Raw genomic sequence first — 16,738 nt, forward strand, 5'->3', positions numbered from 1 at the left:
TATTCCGAAATTCGGTTAACGTCGAGCGGAGTCAGGACGTAATTTAGCACCAGAATCTCAATTTTAAAACCTTTAGGATTCCGCAGAAGGTAAGAGCAAATATTAAAAATGGAAGAAAGAAACGAATTATACCCTGTTTTTCTGAAGGTCAACAAACTTAACATCCTCGTGGTTGGTGGCGGTGCCGTAGGACATGAAAAACTACATTTCCTGTTCAAATCGAGTCCGAACGCCAATGTGGAGATAGTAGCAAAATGGTTTCTTCCGGAAACCGAGGAGCTGGCTAAAAAACACGGAGCAAAATTGATCAAAGGAAGGTACAGGAGGAAATATTTAAAGAAAAAGCATTTTGTAATTGCTGCCACCAATGATCCAAAACTGAATAAACGGGTACACAGAGATGCCAAAAAAAGGTATTTGCTGGCCAATATCGCCGACACGCCCGATTTGTGTGACTTCTATATGGGAGGCATTGTTAACAAAGGGCACGTGAAAATTGCCATTTCCACCAACGGAAAATCACCTACCGCCGCAAAAAGGCTCCGTCAGTTTTTTGAAGAAGTAATACCCGAAAATATCAACCAGATGGTTGAAAATCTCAATGAATACCGCTCCACCATAAAAGGGGATTTTGATGAGAAAGTGAACCAGATGAATAAAATAACCGAATCCTTAAAAGCAAAAAAAGAAAGTAATGATTAAGACAGACATCCTCATCATAGGAGCCGGGCCAACCGGGTTATTTACCGTATTCGAAGCCGGACTTTTAAAGCTGAAAACGCACTTAATAGATGCCTTGCCGCAGCCGGGTGGCCAGTGTTCGGAAATTTATCCTAAAAAACCTATTTATGATATTCCGGCTTTCCCCGAGATTCTTGCGGGAGACCTGGTAGGAAATCTAATGGAACAGATCAAGCCTTTCGAACCAGGATTCACTTTGGGGGAGCGGGCAGAAACGCTGGAAAGACTGGAGGACGGCACCTTCATCGTGACTACCAATAAAGGAACGCAGCACCATGCTCTGGTAGTAGCGATTGCCGGTGGATTAGGTTCTTTTGAGCCTAGAAAACCACCTATTGAAAATATTGCAGATTATGAGGATAAAGGAGTTTCCTATTTCATTAAAGATCCTGAAGTCTACCGCGACAGGAAAGTAGTGATCGCAGGAGGTGGGGATTCCGCCCTAGACTGGGCAATTTATCTTGCAGAGGTAGCTTCTGAAGTAGCACTTGTTCACAGAAGAAATGAATTCCGTGGAGCTTTGGATTCTGTGGAGCGCGTTTCTGAACTTGCCAAACTCGGAAAAATAGAAATGATCACCAATGCCGAAGTTGTAGGTCTTCGGGGAGAAGACACCCTGGAGCAGGTGGTCATCCGTCATAAGGATACCGCTCGTGGGGAAGAGTTTAAAGATGCGGATGATTTTATTCCATTATTCGGACTTTCACCTAAACTTGGACCCATCGGAAGCTGGGGACTTGAAATTGAGAAAAATGCCATTAAAGTAGACAACTCTTACGATTATCAGACCAATATTCCTGGTGTATACGCCATTGGAGATGTGAACACGTACAGGGGGAAATTGAAATTAATCCTTTCCGGATTCCACGAAGCTGCGATCATGTGCCAGAGTGCTTATCAAAGGATCTTCCCGGATAAGAAATATGTACTGAAATATACGACTGTTGGTGGAGTGCAGGGATTTGACGGAAGTAAAAAAGAAGCGAAGCGGGAAGTGGTGCAGAGTATTGGGTAACAATGCCTGACCACCCCGTCCTGCGGACACCCCTTGAAAAAAGGACGGGAGCTTAGGAGATTTATGAAATAAAACCTTAGAATCGAAATCAAAAGCACCTTCCCTTAAGAGGGAAGGTGGATCTGCCAAAGGCAGAGACGGAAGGGTTGAACCACTGGAATTTTCCTAACTTTGCTGAAAACACTTTCAAATGAAAATAAGATTAAAACGCCTGAACAACGACTATCATTTTGAAACAAAAAATAAGCGTGGGGATGTTGTTCATTTAGATAATAAATCGGTTGAGAATCCGCAGGGCGCGAGTCCGATGGAGTTGTTGTTAATGGGAATTGCAGGATGCAGCAGCATTGATATTGTAATGATCCTTAAAAAACAACATCTGGAACTGACAGATCTTCAGATGGAGGTGGAAGGTTTCAGGCAGGAAGGGGCGGTGCCAAATGTATTTACAGGAATTCATTTAAAAGTGATCCTGGAAGGAGAAGTTTCTCCGGCGAAAGCACAGCGTGCGGTTAGTCTTTCCATGGAAAAATATTGTTCTGTAGCAAAAATACTGGAAAAAACAGCAGAGATTACCTACGAGATCCGTTTAAACGGAGAGCTGGTAGAGTAGTTTATATATAAATTTTTTAGTATGAAAATTTTCTGGCACTAAAATCATGAGTGATTTTGATTATAAAAACTGATTAGTATAACAATTCCTGATCATTGTTTCAGGCATTGAAGAGATCTAAATTCTTTTTTAACAACTTCCTTGCATTTTAAAGGCTTAGCCTTATATTTGCTTTTCAAGTTCATTTATATAATGCGTCGTTATCAAGAAAGGTTGAGGGATTAGACCCGTTGAAACCTTGGCAACCCTCCTTTTGGAGAAGGTGCTACATTCTACCACTTTATTGTGGATAGATAACTGAAGAAAAGCTTTCCCTGCTTCTTTTTTTGATAATGGTTTAATTACAAATTATGTCAAAATTAGAAGAGATCCTCTCTAAAAAAATATTGATCCTCGATGGTGCCATGGGTACCATGCTGCAGGAATATAAATTTACTGAAAAAGATTTTCGCGGAGACCGCTTTGCCGATTGGCCGGTGCCGGTACAGGGAAACAATGACCTCCTGTCTATCACCCAGCCGCAGGCAATTGCCGATATTCACCGGAAATATTTCCAGGCAGGGGCAGATATTGTTGAAACCAACACTTTTTCTGGCACCACCATTGCCATGGCCGATTACCAGATGGAGGAGCTGGTGTATGAACTGAATTTCGAATCTGCCAGGATCGCTAAAAAAGTAGCAACAGAACTCACTGCAGAAAATCCGGAAAAGCCGAGGTTTGTGGCCGGTGCCATTGGGCCTACCAACAAAACCGCGAGCATGTCGCCCGATGTGAATGATCCAGGGTACAGGGCTATTTCTTTTTCCGATCTTCATAAAGCTTATAAGCAGCAGGCAGGTGCTCTCATCGATGGCGGAGTGGATATTTTACTGGTAGAAACCGTGTTTGATACCCTGAACGCAAAAGCAGCTTTGTTTGCGATAGATGAACTCAAGGAAGAACGAAATCTTGATATTCCGGTAATGATCAGCGGAACGATTACCGATGCTTCCGGAAGGACTTTATCGGGGCAAACCGCCGAGGCTTTTTTAATTTCAGTTTCACATATTCCACTTTTGAGTATCGGATTCAATTGTGCCCTGGGCGCAAAACAACTTACTCCACACCTGGAGGTGCTTTCCCAAAAATCAGATTTCGGAGTATCGGCGTATCCCAATGCGGGGCTGCCAAATGCTTTCGGAGAATACGATCAGTCACCGCGGGAAATGGCACAGCAAACCCGGGAATACCTTGAAAAAGGTCTGGTGAATATCCTAGGCGGTTGCTGCGGAACTACTCCGGAGCATATTAAAGCCATTGCAGAAGTGGCCAAAGATTATAAACCGAGAAAGTTAGGGTTGAAGCAATCTTCAAAAATTTCAGTTTAAAAATGAATAGTTCTACAACAAATCCAGATATAGACGATACCTCTTCAGAAGAGATAAAAAAAGAGATTCGTCCGTTACGATTATCCGGACTCGAACCTTTGGTGATCACACCCGACAGTCTATTTGTGAATGTGGGAGAACGAACCAATGTGGCGGGTTCTAAAAAATTCCTTCGTCTCATAAAGGATGAAAAATTTGAAGAAGCGCTTACAGTGGCTCGTGATCAGGTGGATGGCGGTGCCCAGATCATAGATATTAATATGGACGACGGCCTTATTGAGGGGAAGGAGGCCATGGTTAAATTCCTGAACCTTATTGTCGCCGAACCTGATATTGCACGTGTCCCGATTATGATCGATAGTTCGAAATGGGAAATTATCGAAGCAGGACTTCAGGTGGTGCAGGGAAAATGCGTGGTAAATTCCATCAGCTTAAAAGAAGGGGAGGAAGAATTCCTCGAACACGCCAAAAAGATCAAAAGATATGGTGCAGCTGTAATTGTAATGGCTTTTGATGAAGTGGGCCAGGCAGATAATTATGAACGGCGGATAGAAATAGCCAAGCGCTCCTATGAACTTCTGACTCAAAAAGCAGGTCTCCCACCTGAAGATATCATTTTTGACTTAAATATTTTCCCGGTAGGAACGGGAATGGAAGAACACCGCAGAAATGCCATAGATTTCATAGAAGCCACAAAATGGGTGAGGGCAAATCTGCCGCATGTTAGCCTTAGTGGAGGGGTGAGTAATGTTTCTTTTTCTTTCCGCGGAAATAATCCGGTGCGAGAGGCGATGCATTCGGTTTTCCTGTATCACGCCATCAAAGCAGGAATGAACATGGGAATTGTGAATCCGGCCCTATTGGACGTATATGACAATATTCCGAAGGACCTGCTGGAGCACGTGGAAGACGTGATCCTTGACCGCCGTGACGATGCCACCGAACGCCTGCTTTCCCTTGCAGATAATGTGGTGGGAACAACCCGGGAGAACAAAGTTGATCTTTCCTGGAGAGAAAAACCATTGCAGGATCGTATTACTCACGCCCTGGTCAAAGGAATTGACGCCTATATCATTGAAGATATTGCGCAGGCAAGGCAGGAAGCGCAAAAGCCGATTGAAGTGATAGAAGGACCATTGATGATAGGAATGAATGTGGTTGGAGATCTCTTCGGAAGCGGAAAAATGTTCCTGCCACAGGTAGTGAAATCTGCCCGGGTGATGAAAAAAGCTGTTGCCTATTTATTACCATTTATTGAAGCCGGGAAAACTGGTCCGCGTCAGCAGGCTGGCCGCATATTAATGGCCACCGTAAAAGGTGATGTGCACGATATTGGAAAAAACATCGTGAGCGTGGTTTTAGGCTGTAATAATTACGAGATCATAGATCTTGGGGTGATGGTGCCGCCGGAAAAGATCATTGAAACAGCTAAAGAGAAAAATGTAGATGCTATCGGGTTGAGTGGTTTAATCACGCCATCCCTCGATGAAATGGTGTATCTGGCAAAAGAAATGGAACGACAGAATTTCAGCGTTCCATTGTTGATTGGAGGTGCCACGACTTCAAAAGCCCATACTGCAGTAAAAATAGATCCGCAATACAAAAATGCGGTGGTCCATGTGAACGATGCCTCCAGGGCAGTGACCGTGGTGGGAGATCTTTTAAAAGAGAATACCCGAAGGAAGTACATGGACGACCTGAAAGTGGAATATGATACTTTCAGGAACAATTTTAAGAAGAGAAGTAAGGTGAAATCTTTTCTGCCTATTTCTGAAGCAAGGGAGAACAAGTTTAAAATTGACTGGGATACAACAAATATTACCAGACCGAACAAATTAGGAATTCAGGTGATAGAGGATTTTGATCTGAAAATATTAGAGGATTATATTGACTGGTCCCCGTTTTTCAGAAGCTGGGATCTGCATGGAAAATATCCGGCGATCCTGGAAGATGAGGTGGTTGGCGAGCAGGCAACGATCCTATTCAAAGACGCCCGGGCTCTTCTGAAAAGAATTCTTGAAGAAAAGCTTTTGAAAGCAAAAGCTGTTTTCGGATTATTTTCGGCAAATACAGTGAATGATGATGATATAGAAATCAAATTCGAAGAAGATTCCGAAGAAAAAACGATGCTTTTCAGGACCCTTCGTCAGCAATTGGATAAACATAAAGGAAAGCCAAATTTTGCGTTATCAGATTTTGTGGCACCGAAAAAAAGCGGAATTCAGGATTATATGGGTGCTTTTTGTGTATCCACCGGCTTCGGAACGGCAGAATTGGCGAAGAAATTTGAAGCAGATCACGACGACTATAATTCGATCATGATAAAAGCCCTGGCCGATCGATTAGCGGAAGCTTTTGCGGAATATTTGCATAAAAAGATCCGAAGGGAAGACTGGGGATATGCGCCGGAAGAAAACTTGAGCAACGAAGAATTAATTAAAGAAACTTATAAAGGGATTCGGCCCGCACCGGGTTATCCTGCCTGTCCCGATCACCTGGAAAAATTGAGTATCTGGGAAGTATTGAAAGTGAAAGAGCGGATAGGAGTGGAATTAACCGAAAGTCTGGCAATGTGGCCCGCAGCAAGCGTTAGCGGCTATTATTTTGCAAATCCAGAAGCTAAATACTTCGGACTCGGAAAAATAAAGGAAGACCAGGTGAAGGATTTCGCCGAACGCAAAGGAATTTCATTCAAAAAGGCCGAAAAGTGGCTGAACCCAAATATTGCTGATTAATAAAAGCTGAACCAAATGATCTTCATCCTGAATTTATTTCAGGATCTCATCATGAGAAGCTGAAATACGTTCTATTTGAAAAATTTAAACCTCACCGGTTTCAAAAAACTGTGAGGTCTCATTTAACTGACAGACCCAATGAAAATAACTAAACATATAGAAACCGCAAAAGACAAAACTTTATTTTCTTTTGAAATTTTACCACCTTTAAAAGGGCAGAATATAGATTCTATTTACAGCGGCATTGATCCCTTGATGGAATTTAATCCGCCTTTTATTGACGTTACCTATCATCGGGAAGAGTATGTTTATATTGAACAGGCCGGCGGACTTTTAGAGAAACGCATTGTAAGAAAACGTCCCGGTACTGTGGGAATTTGTGCTGCCATTCAGAGTAAATACGGGATTGACGCAGTACCTCATATTTTATGCGGCGGGTTTACCAAAGAAGACACCGAGAACTTTTTGATCGATCTTGATTTCCTCGGAATCAAAAATGTTATGGCACTGCGCGGAGATGCGGTAAAAAGCGAGATCTATTTTAAACCTGAACTGGGAGGAAACTGTTATGCGAATGATTTGGTGAAACAGATCATCAATATGAACGAAGGGAAGTTTCTGGATGAAGCCCTGGAAAACAGCCATAAAACCGACTTTTGTGTAGGGGTGGCCGGTTATCCCGAAAAACACATGGAGGCTCCCAGCCTTGACAATGATATAGAACGTTTAAAAATCAAACAGGCCGCGGGTGCCGAGTATGTGGTGACCCAGATGTTTTTTGACAATCAGAAATATTTCGAATTTGTGGAAAAGTGCAGGGAAAAAGGAATCACTATTCCTATTATCCCCGGTCTGAAACCAATTGCAACCAAAAAACAACTAACAATCATTCCGCACAGGTTCCATATCGATATGCCCGATGTTTTGACACGGGAAGTTGAAAAATGTAAGGATAATCAGGAAGTGCGCCAGGTGGGGATTGACTGGTGTATTCAGCAAAGCAAGGAGCTGGTGGCAGCAGGTGTACCTGTACTGCATTATTATTCAATGGGAAAAAGCTCAAATATTCAGAAAATTGCCTCGGCAGTTTTTTAAATTAATAGGTACATTTGCGGCCTATGAAGAAAATGGTCCCTTTTCTTTTGTTCTTTTGTGCATATATGCTCACAGCGCAGGAGGATAAGAATTATTCCATTGATGCCAGTTATTTCTACGGAAGTATTCTGGAGCATAATCCGCATATTTCCCATCTTATCACCGGCCATCCCGAAGGATTGATCCTGAGTTTTAATCAGAAAACTTACGGATTGGAGGCTTGGGAAAGCCGTTATAATTATCCCGATGTAGGTTTTTCCTTCACGTATCAGGATATGAAGAATACCTACCTGGGCGAAAACTACGGACTTTACGCGCACCTGGGATTCTATTTTCTGAACCGTCATTTGCAGTTAAAAGTAGGTCAGGGTTTGGCTGTGACAACTAATCCGTACCATCCCGATAATAATTATATCAATAATGCTTACGGATCCAGGATCATGAGCTCCACCTATTTCAGCGGAAATTTTTCTGCGGAAAACATCTACCACGGAATCGGATTTCAGGCTGGAATCTCCCTGATCCATTATTCGAATGCCGATTTTAAATCTCCGAATAACAGCACCAACACCATTGCTATAAGTGCAGGCCTGAATTATTTACTGGATCATGAGGAACCTGTGACGTATATTCCGAGGCAATCTGAAGGTAGATATACAGAGCCCATTCATTATAACTTTGTGCTGCGAAGCGGTGCCAATACCATTGGGATCATTGGATCAAAATCATATCCGTTTTTGACCCTGTCAGCCTATGCAGATAAAAGGGTCAGCAGAAAAAGCACCCTCCAGGCCGGCGCAGAATTCTTTATTTCCCGGGCTATGGAAGAATATATTCATTACCAGTCGGTGACCTTTCCGTATGGAGATACCAGCGGAGATGAAGACGCAAAACGCGCGGGAGTATTTCTAGGCCATCAGCTAACCTTCAGGAAACTTTCTCTAATCACTCAGGCAGGATATTACGTATATTATCCATACGAAAATTATGTGGACAGGCTCTATTTAAGAGCAGGGTTACAGCGTCCTATTTATAAAGACCTTTTTGGTTCTGTTACTGTCCGGGCACATGGTGCCAATGCCGAAGCGGTTGAATTTTCAATTGGATACACGTTGTGAAAGATTGTAGATCTGAGATGTTAGATTTGTAATATGAGAAGTTGGAGTTTAGAAATAGGAAGGTAGAAGTAGAAAGGAAACAAGAACAAAGAGCCAAGAAATAAGACAAAGGTTATTTCTCTTTGCGTTCTTTGCGAAAATTTCTGCGTTCTTGCGAGAAAAGAAGAGGATCAATTTTACTTTTACCTGTGAATGAAGAATTGTAGTGGAGAAAAATTCAAAATTGGAATTAAATTAAAGAAAGGGAAAAATTTGAAAAAGATCTTATACATATTCCTTACGCTATCTGTAATCACAGCTTGTAACAAAGAAGACGCACCAGATTGCTTCCAGACTGCCGGGGATATGGTTTTGCAGGAAATTCCTGTTTCTGAATTTGAAGAGCTTATTGTTCACGGCCGGATAAAGTTATTTATAAAGCAGGGAGAAGATCATAAAGTCACTATAGAATCGGGTGAAAATCTGATCAATGAAGTTAGCGCTGAGGTGGAAAACGGAAGGTTAAGCCTTAGGAATGAAAATGATTGCAATTTATTTCGGGATTATGAACTGACTACGGCTTATGTTACTGTTCCTAATCTCACCTGGCTACAGAATGCAGGGAACAGGACGATTGAGAGTGTAGGAGAACTGAATTTTCCGGGGATTTGGCTACGCTCTTTTAATCAGGAGAAAGATTCGGAGATCTATACAAACGGAGATTTCAGGATGAATTTGATTTCAGATAATATTCGTATCACTACAGACGGATATTCCAACTTCTTCCTGAGTGGGGAAGTCGGTTATTTTGATGTATATATCGCAGATGACGACAGCAGGGTAGAAGCAGCGGAACTTGTCGCACAAACAGTGGAAATTCAGCATCGGGGAACGAACAAGATCATTGTGAATCCGCAACAGGTTTTAAAAGGAGAGATAAGAAGTACAGGAGACGTGATTTCTGTGAATCGGCCAGTAACGGTAGATGTGGAAACTTTTTATACCGGAAATTTGATTTTTCAGAACCCTTAGTTCCCAATCACTGTCACGCTGAGCCACTTTTTTAAGCGATTAGTCGAAGCGCTTCTGAAAAACAATTTTTGCTAATACTTAATTCCGAAGAAAGCCAGCTGTTGCCAGAAGATTGAATGACGGAGAGGAATATAGATTGGGCTAAAGCCCTCCTTCTGCGAAATTTTCATCCCCGACTTAAAAGTCGGGGCAATTCATAAATTTAAATAGAATTTTATTGCCATCATACTACGCCCGGATGCTAAACTCCCCCTTCCGGTGCGGGGACTGCTGTCAATTCTGCAAACAAACTTTCCAGATTTTTGTTTTTCCGGTTGAGCTGCAGGGTTTTTAATCCGTTGTCGTGTGCGAAATCAAAAACGACAGGTCTCATGTCTTTTGGATTGTCGAAGCTTAGTTCATACACAAAATCATATACATTCCTAACCGAAACGATATAAGGCAACCGGTGTAGCGCCTCTTCTTCAATGCGGTAATCAAACTCTACTTCAATCACCTGCCTGTTCTCATCCCGCAGTTCAGATAATTTTTTATCGGCTACAATTTTTCCTTTGTTGATGATGATCACCCGCTCGCAAAGGGCTTCCACCTCTCTCATAATATGTGTGGACAGAAAAATGGTCTTTTCTTCTCCGGTTTTCTTGATCAGGTCCCTTATCTCCACGAGCTGATTAGGATCCAGCCCAGTGGTAGGTTCATCGAGGATCAACACTTCTGGATCGTGTAAAAGGGCATTTGCAAGCCCTACTCTTTGTCGGTATCCTTTAGATAATTGGTTAATTTTTTTATTTGCTTCGGGAGTGAGTCCGGTTTCCTGAATGACTTTTTCGATACGGCTTTTGTCAGTTTTATAAAGAGAGGCATTGAATGCAAGATATTCCCGCACGTACATTTCAGTATACAATGAATTATGCTCCGGAAGATATCCTACACTTCGCTGAGCTTTTATCAGGTTATCTTTAACAGAAAACCCATTTACGGAGGCTTCCCCTTCCGAAGGTTCCAGGTATCCCGTAAGGATCTTCATTAAAGTTGATTTTCCCGCACCGTTAGGTCCCAGAAATCCGACTATTTCTCCTTTTTTAATAGAAAAATTAACCTCGTCAAGAGCTTTTTGCTCCCCGTAGTATTTTGAAATTCCTGAAACTGAAATTGACATAGCTGCTTTTTTCCAAAAATAAGGATTCTCTCAAACTTCTTTCTAGCTTTTCCAAAGTTCCGGATCCTGAACAGGAAAGATTTTCAGAAAGGATGAATTTAATGTAAGGTTCCGTAGTTTTCGCAAACGTTTTAGCGAAAATATTTTAAAATCTTTGTTGGTTTTTCAAATTAAATACTACATTAGCTATTCAGAAACAGCAGAATGAAAAATTTGATTACCTGGAACGCTTTCTATTATTTTTATTTCTATACCAGAGATAGGATCGGGAGCGCCATGTAATTACTAAATAAATTATATCTCAAATCCCGATGTTTTCATCGGGATTTTTTGTTTTTAAAGATGGCAGATAAAATAGCAATACAGGGAATACGAGGCTCTTTTCACCACCAGGTGGCGCAGGAGTATTACGGGCAGGACGTTCAGGTAGATGAATGTATGTCTTTTCAGGCAGTGGTAGACAGCCTGCTAACAGAAACTTCAGATCGTGCGGTTATGGCGATTGAAAATTCTATTGCGGGTTCCATTCTTCCCAATTACGCGCTGATTGATGAAAATGAGTTGCGGATCATTGGTGAGCATTACATCCCCATCCATATGAACCTCATGGCGATGCATGGACAAAAGATTGAAGACATCAAAAAGGTTTATTCCCATCCAATGGCCTTGCTTCAGTGTAAAGATTTCTTTAAAAACTATCCGCATATCAAATTAATAGAGGATGCCGATACTGCCGAAGTAGCAAAAAGAATTTCTGAAAAAGGCTCTAAACATGTTGCAGCTGTGGCGAGTAAAGCAGCTGCTCAGATTTTTGATCTGGAGATCCTTGCAGAAGGTATACATACCATGAAAAGCAATTCTACCAGGTTTCTTGTGCTGAGTACGCAGACAAAATGCCCTAACGGACGTAAAATTGACAAAGCTTCCCTGAAGTTTGTGATGGAAAGTAAACAAGGGAGTTTGGTAAGTGTGCTGAACATTATCAGGGATTTTGATCTTGATATGACAAAGATCCAGAGTGTGCCGGTAATTGAAACGCCATGGAAATATGCATTTTTCATAGATGTCATTTTTGATGATTTAGAAAAATTCAAAAAAGCTATGGAAATTCTTGGAGTAATGACAGAGCAACTAAAGGTATTAGGAACTTATAAAAACAGCTTAGTATGATTGACCAGGCGACCAGATTGAATCACGTGGAAGAATACTATTTCTCCACAAAACTACAGGAAGTCCGTGCGCTAGAAGCTTCAGGCAAGCCTATTGTTAATCTTGGGATAGGAAGTCCAGATTTGCCGCCACCGCCACAGGTGCTGGCAGGTTTGAATCAGGCTATGGTGAACCCGGGAGCGCATCAATATCAGCCTTACCGCGGTACTGCTGACTTCAGGAAAGCGATTCAGGAATTTTATAAGAACTTCTACGGGGTGGACCTGAATTCAGATTCTGAGATCCTGCCGCTCATGGGGAGTAAGGAGGGAATTGCCCATATTTCAATGGCTTTTTTAAATGAAGGCGATGAGGTATTAATTCCCAATCCCGGATACCCGACTTATTCTTCGGTGACCAAACTTTTTGGTGCGAAACCGGTCTACTACAACCTGGAGGAAGAAAGAAGCTGGCAGCCCGATCTTGAAGAGCTCGAAAAAAGAGATTTGACCAACGTGAAATTGATGTGGGTGAATTACCCGCACATGCCAACGGGAGCTTCAGGAAGTGAAGATCTTTTCAGGAATTTGATCGCTTTTGCTAAAAAGCACAAGATCCTTATCGTCAATGATAATCCTTATAGTTTTATTCTGAATGAAAATCCGAAGAGTATTCTTAAGGAAGAAGGGGCAATGGATGTGGTGCTGGAATTGAATTCACTGAGCAAAAGTTTCAACATGGCCGGGTGGAGAATTGGAATGCTCTGCGGAAGTGAAAAAAATATAAATTCGGTTTTGAAGGTAAAATCCAATATGGACAGCGGAATGTTTTTCCCTATCCAGGCCGGGGCAGCAACAGCTCTTAGGTTGCCGGTTGGCTGGTTTAGTTCCCAGAATGAGATCTATGCCCGCCGGAAAGAAAACATGCTGAAATTATCGGCTGCGCTGGGATGTACTTCTTCCAAGGACCAAACCGGAATGTTTATCTGGGCAAAAGCTCCTGAAGGATTTACATCTGAAGGGTTTGTGGATTTTCTGCTGCACGAACACAGCATTTTTATAGCGCCGGGGTTTATTTTTGGTAGTCAGGGAGAGGGATATGTGCGGTTTTCTCTGTGCGCCACCGAAGAAAAAATCCAGACAGCCTTAAAAAGGATAAAGCCATGAAAATCCATATAATTGGGATTGGTTTGATTGGCGGGTCCTTTGCTTTAGGGATACGATCGGCTTTTCCAGATGTGGAAATAGTCGGGACCGATGCCAGTGAAACGAACCTTGAACAGGCGAAACAGCTTTCCCTTATTGTAAATTCAGCAGAAATAGAGGACGTGAAATCTGCCGATGTGGTGATTGTTGCAGTACCTGTGAATGTAGCCACCGAGGTGGTGAAAAAGGTGCTGGACCATATCTCTGACTACACCCTGGTTTTTGATGCCGGCTCCACTAAAGCCCAGCTGTGCGAAGAAATTGCAGATCATCCAAAACGCCGGAATTTCCTGGCAGCGCATCCCATTGCCGGAACCGAATTTTCCGGTCCCGGAGCTGCAATTCCCAATCTTTTCAGCAATAAAACGAATATTATTTGCGAAGTGGAAAAAACGGCTTTTAAGCTTCAGGAAAAAGGCCTGGAGATCTTTCAGAAGCTGGGAATGCGAATCAGGTATATGGATCCGCAGTCGCATGATCGTCACATAGCTTATGTTTCCCATCTGTCACACATCAGTTCCTTTATGCTGGGGAAAACAGTGCTTGAAAAAGAGAAAAATGAACGGGATATTTTTGACCTGGCGGGCAGCGGATTCGCCTCTACGGTGCGGCTAGCCAAAAGTTCCCCGGCCATGTGGTCTCCCATTTTTCAGCAGAACAAAAAAAATGTCCTGGAGACGCTAAATGAGTATATCCATAATCTTTCTGAATTTAAAAAACTGATCGAAAATGACGATTTTCAGGAGGTTTACAGGGAAATGGAAAGAACAAATCATATCACATCTATCTTAAACGGAATAAATTAACCACTAAAACTTACTTAAAAATGGAGAATAAAAAAGAACTTAGAAACTGGCTGGATGCTTTTGGATTAGATCATCCCCTGGTAATTGCCGGCCCCTGTAGCGCCGAAACTGAAGAGCAGGTGTTGAAAATAGCCCACCAGCTAAAGGATAGCGATGCCAACGTATTACGCGCCGGAATCTGGAAGCCCAGAACCCGCCCCGGAAATTTTGAAGGTGTGGGAGCTTTGGGATTAAAATGGCTGCAAAAAGCGAAGCAGGAAACAGGAATGCTAACCACAACTGAAGTTGCGAGTCCGCACCACGTGGACCTTGCTTTGGAACACGATATTGATATTTTATGGATTGGTGCCAGGACTACGGTGTCTCCATTTATCATTCAGGATATTGCAGACGCATTAAAAGGAACCGATAAAGTCGTGCTGGTTAAAAACCCTGTGAACCCCGATCTTTCTCTATGGCTAGGAGCAGTGGAAAGATTCTATTCCTGTGATATTAAAAACCTGGGAGTGATTCACCGCGGATTTTCAGCTTACGAAAAAACAAAATACCGTAACAACCCTGAATGGCAGATCGCCATTGAACTTCAGAATAAATTCCCGGATCTTCCGCTAATTCTGGATCCTTCGCATATCGCCGGACGACGTGATATCATCTTTGATCTTTGCCAGACAGCGCTGGATTTGAACTATGACGGATTAATGGTGGAAACCCATTACGATCCAGACAATGCCTGGAGTGACGCAAAACAACAAATTACCCCTGCAACTTTGATCCAGATCATGAAAGATCTTAAGATTAGAAAAGAAGTTTCAGAAAGTGAGGATTTTAAGAACAAGCTTAATAATCTACGGGCAAAAATTGATGTTGCAGATAATCAATTGATCGAATTGCTCGCCAAAAGGATGAAGGTTTCAGATGAGATAGGACAGGTGAAAAAGGCACAGAACGTTTCTGTTTTACAGACCAAGCGCTGGAACGAGATTTTGGGGAAAATGGTGTTGGAAGGAGAACAACATGGCTTGAGTGAAGAATTTATCCTGCGTTTGTTCAAGGCTGTTCACCAGGAATCTATCAACCACCAGGAAAAAATCATGAAACAATAACGAAATAAAAGCAACCTGTAATGATCGTTTGACAGACTAATCTGAAATTTTCTTGTTAATTTGTTCTGCGGTAGGAAAGCTGCCGGGAATGCTTGTTTTATATTTGAGAAATGAATGAATGAAAAGGAACAGGCAGAAATTGAAAAAGAGAACATGAAAGGAACTGTTTATAAATCTACCGGAAGCTGGTACCAGGTAAAAGCAGATGATGGCAAATTTTACGACTGCCGCATCAAAGGAAAATTTAGGATTAAAGGTATTAAAAGTACCAATCCTGTGGCTGTAGGCGACCGGGTGGAAATTTCCCTGGAAGAAAAATCGGAACAGGAAACAGGAGTGATCACAAAGATAGAGGAGCGGGAGAACTACATCATCCGTAAATCTGTAAACCTTTCAAAACAGACGCATATTATTGCTTCTAATATTGATCAGGTTTTTCTTTTGATCACTCTGAACAATCCGCCGACTTTTACCACTTTCATTGACCGGTTTTTGGTTACTGCCGAAGCTTACAGGATAGAGGCGATCCTTCTGTTCAATAAAATAGATACCTATAATGAAGATGAATTGGTGGAGATCAAATATCTGGCTGCCCTTTACAGGGAAATAGGTTATCAATGTATTGGGATCTCTGCCAAAACAGGTAAGAATGTAGAACAGGTAAAAGATTTGATGAAAGGTAAGACCAGTATGATCTCAGGACATAGTGGTACTGGAAAATCTACCCTCGTCAACGCTATTGAGCCAAGTCTTCACCTGAAAACTTCTAAAATTTCCGATCAGCACAAACAAGGGCAGCATACCACTACTTTTGCCGAAATGTTTGATCTGAGTTTTGATGCCAGGATCATTGATACTCCCGGAATTAAAGGTTTCGGGGTGGTGGATATGGAAAAAGAGGAGATCGGGAATTATTTTCCGGAATTTTTTGAACGAAAGCAGGATTGTAAGTTTCACAATTGTCTTCACCTGGATGAACCAAAATGTGCTGTGAAAGAGGCGCTGGAGGAGGAGGAAATTCCGTGGTCCAGGTACAAGAGCTATCTGCAGATCTTAAAAGGGGAAGAAGACCAGCATTACAGAATAGATAATTATCCCGAAGAATGAGAGTAGTATTACAACGGGTTTCCCGTGCTTCAGTTACTATAAATAATAAAGTTAACGCAGAAATAGGAGATGGCCTGCTCATTCTCCTTGGAATAGAAGAGGAAGATTCCGGAGAAGATATTAAGTGGCTGTGTTCTAAAATAGTCAAAATGCGCATCTTCAGTGATGAAAGCGGAATAATGAATAATTCTCTTCTGGACATTAACGGAGACGCTATTGTCGTGAGTCAGTTCACCCTGCATGCCAATACCAAAAAAGGCAACCGTCCCAGCTATATCAAGGCTGCAAAACCAGATGTTGCCATTCCTTTATATGAAGAATTTGTTCAGGTTCTGGAAAAAGAACTTGGCAAACCTGTTGGCACCGGAGAATTTGGGGCAGACATGAAAGTTGATTTATTGAATGACGGGCCGGTGACCATTATCATTGATTCAAAAAGGAGGGAATAACATTGAAACCCTTTCAGGATTATCTTATAATTTTTCTGAATATTTTGTGCTCTAACCAAACC

Annotated in this window: 15 protein-coding genes and 1 riboswitch; of the genes, 14 read left to right on the forward strand and 1 reads right to left on the reverse strand. The window is 42.1% G+C overall.

Going from position 1 to position 16,738, the window contains the following annotated elements; translation table 11 throughout:
• Positions 1 to 108: 108 nt before the first annotated feature.
• The 8 genes from IE056_RS02570 (at position 109) to IE056_RS02605 (ending at position 9,698) form a co-directional block, all read left to right on the forward strand.
• On the forward strand, positions 109 to 702 hold the full coding sequence (locus IE056_RS02570; RefSeq protein ID WP_189603045.1) for a precorrin-2 dehydrogenase/sirohydrochlorin ferrochelatase family protein: 594 nt from the start codon (positions 109 to 111) through the stop codon (positions 700 to 702).
• Positions 695 to 1,756 (forward strand): NAD(P)/FAD-dependent oxidoreductase, encoded by a 1,062-nt coding sequence (locus tag IE056_RS02575; RefSeq protein WP_189603046.1) that lies wholly within the window; start codon positions 695 to 697, stop codon positions 1,754 to 1,756. Before IE056_RS02570 ends, IE056_RS02575 begins: the two co-directional genes overlap by 8 nt.
• Positions 1,757 to 1,946: 190 nt before the next feature.
• On the forward strand, positions 1,947 to 2,369 hold the full coding sequence (locus IE056_RS02580) for an OsmC family protein (protein ID WP_189603047.1): 423 nt from the start codon (positions 1,947 to 1,949) through the stop codon (positions 2,367 to 2,369).
• 197 nt (positions 2,370 to 2,566) lie between these two features.
• A riboswitch (SAM riboswitch) is annotated at positions 2,567 to 2,669 on the forward strand.
• Between the two features lie 50 nt (positions 2,670 to 2,719).
• Positions 2,720 to 3,739, forward strand: a complete 1,020-nt coding sequence (locus tag IE056_RS02585; protein WP_189603048.1) for a homocysteine S-methyltransferase family protein — start codon at positions 2,720 to 2,722, stop codon at positions 3,737 to 3,739.
• A 2-nt stretch (positions 3,740 to 3,741) separates the two neighbouring features.
• The gene (gene metH, locus IE056_RS02590) at positions 3,742 to 6,474 is read left to right on the forward strand and encodes a methionine synthase (protein ID WP_189603049.1); all 2,733 of its coding nucleotides are present in this window, start codon (positions 3,742 to 3,744) and stop codon (positions 6,472 to 6,474) included.
• 138 nt (positions 6,475 to 6,612) lie between these two features.
• Complete coding sequence (gene metF, locus IE056_RS02595; protein WP_189603050.1) at positions 6,613 to 7,569, forward strand: methylenetetrahydrofolate reductase [NAD(P)H]; 957 nt, start codon at positions 6,613 to 6,615, stop codon at positions 7,567 to 7,569.
• A 23-nt stretch (positions 7,570 to 7,592) separates the two neighbouring features.
• Positions 7,593 to 8,687 carry an acyloxyacyl hydrolase gene (locus IE056_RS02600; protein ID WP_189603051.1) on the forward strand — a complete coding sequence of 365 codons (1,095 nt, stop codon included), beginning with the start codon at positions 7,593 to 7,595 and terminating at the stop codon, positions 8,685 to 8,687.
• Between the two features lie 252 nt (positions 8,688 to 8,939).
• Positions 8,940 to 9,698 (forward strand): head GIN domain-containing protein, encoded by a 759-nt coding sequence (locus IE056_RS02605; RefSeq protein ID WP_189603052.1) that lies wholly within the window; start codon positions 8,940 to 8,942, stop codon positions 9,696 to 9,698.
• Between the two features lie 241 nt (positions 9,699 to 9,939).
• Here IE056_RS02605 and gldA read toward each other — a convergent pair whose 3' ends face one another.
• Entirely contained in the window at positions 9,940 to 10,857 is a 918-nt protein-coding gene (gene gldA, locus IE056_RS02610) for a gliding motility-associated ABC transporter ATP-binding subunit GldA (RefSeq protein ID WP_189603053.1), read from the reverse strand.
• Between the two features lie 342 nt (positions 10,858 to 11,199).
• Between gldA and IE056_RS02615 the strand changes: the two genes are divergently transcribed.
• The 6 genes from IE056_RS02615 to dtd all read left to right on the forward strand — a co-directional run bounded on the left by IE056_RS02615 (position 11,200) and on the right by dtd (position 16,676).
• Complete coding sequence (locus IE056_RS02615; protein WP_189603054.1) at positions 11,200 to 12,027, forward strand: prephenate dehydratase; 828 nt, start codon at positions 11,200 to 11,202, stop codon at positions 12,025 to 12,027.
• A complete protein-coding gene (locus tag IE056_RS02620) occupies positions 12,024 to 13,172 on the forward strand; it encodes a pyridoxal phosphate-dependent aminotransferase (protein WP_189603055.1) in 1,149 nt (382 codons plus the stop codon). The genes IE056_RS02615 and IE056_RS02620 overlap by 4 nt, the downstream gene beginning before the upstream one ends.
• Positions 13,169 to 14,017: a prephenate dehydrogenase gene (locus tag IE056_RS02625; RefSeq protein WP_189603056.1), complete on the forward strand. Its 849-nt coding sequence runs from the start codon at positions 13,169 to 13,171 to the stop codon at positions 14,015 to 14,017. Before IE056_RS02620 ends, IE056_RS02625 begins: the two co-directional genes overlap by 4 nt.
• Before the next feature lie 20 nt (positions 14,018 to 14,037).
• Positions 14,038 to 15,120 (forward strand): bifunctional 3-deoxy-7-phosphoheptulonate synthase/chorismate mutase type II, encoded by a 1,083-nt coding sequence (locus IE056_RS02630; RefSeq protein WP_189603057.1) that lies wholly within the window; start codon positions 14,038 to 14,040, stop codon positions 15,118 to 15,120.
• A gap of 153 nt (positions 15,121 to 15,273) precedes the next feature.
• Positions 15,274 to 16,227 (forward strand): ribosome small subunit-dependent GTPase A, encoded by a 954-nt coding sequence (gene rsgA, locus IE056_RS02635; RefSeq protein ID WP_189603407.1) that lies wholly within the window; start codon positions 15,274 to 15,276, stop codon positions 16,225 to 16,227.
• Positions 16,224 to 16,676 (forward strand): D-aminoacyl-tRNA deacylase, encoded by a 453-nt coding sequence (gene dtd / locus IE056_RS02640; RefSeq protein WP_189603058.1) that lies wholly within the window; start codon positions 16,224 to 16,226, stop codon positions 16,674 to 16,676. The genes rsgA and dtd overlap by 4 nt, the downstream gene beginning before the upstream one ends.
• Positions 16,677 to 16,738: the final 62 nt, after the last annotated feature.

Source organism: Salinimicrobium marinum (genome assembly GCF_014651535.1).
GTDB classification, from domain to species: Bacteria; Bacteroidota; Bacteroidia; order Flavobacteriales; family Flavobacteriaceae; genus Salinimicrobium; species Salinimicrobium marinum.